This is a genomic window from Neisseria sp. P0020.S003, assembly GCF_051957095.1.
Taxonomy (GTDB): Bacteria; Pseudomonadota; Gammaproteobacteria; order Burkholderiales; family Neisseriaceae; genus Neisseria; species Neisseria subflava.
In genome coordinates this window covers 1-332 of the sequence record NZ_JBQCWU010000096.1, presented here as the reverse complement: position 1 = coordinate 332, position 332 = coordinate 1, and the positions used below count along the sequence as shown (strand labels likewise).

The window sequence follows — 332 nt, the reverse complement described above, 5'->3', positions numbered from 1 at the left end:
TTCGGACCAAGGTGTGCTGTACCGTACGGCGGGGTATAGGGAATTGCTTGCGGAGCATTCCATGGTTCAAAGCATGTCGCGAAAGGCGAACTGTTGGGACAATGCGCCGATGGAAAGCTTCTTTGCGATGTTGAAGACGGAGTGTTTCTATAACGCAGGTGAATTGACGGTGGACGAATTGATGAAGCAGATAGATGACTATATGGATTACTACAACCGGGAGCGTTGCAGTTTGAAATTGAAAAAGCTGAGTCCTGTCGCATACAGAACCCAGCTTGCACAGAGCGCCTGAATAGGCTTTTATGAGTGTCCAAGATTTGGGGGCCAGTTCA

1 protein-coding gene is annotated in these 332 nt (G+C 48.8%); it reads left to right on the top strand.

What is annotated here, in order from left to right:
* A partial coding sequence (locus ACTHTQ_RS11505; protein ID WP_440363990.1) for a transposase occupies positions 1–292 on the top strand: 292 nt, incomplete at its 5' end.
* Between the last annotated feature and the right edge of the window lie 40 nt (positions 293–332).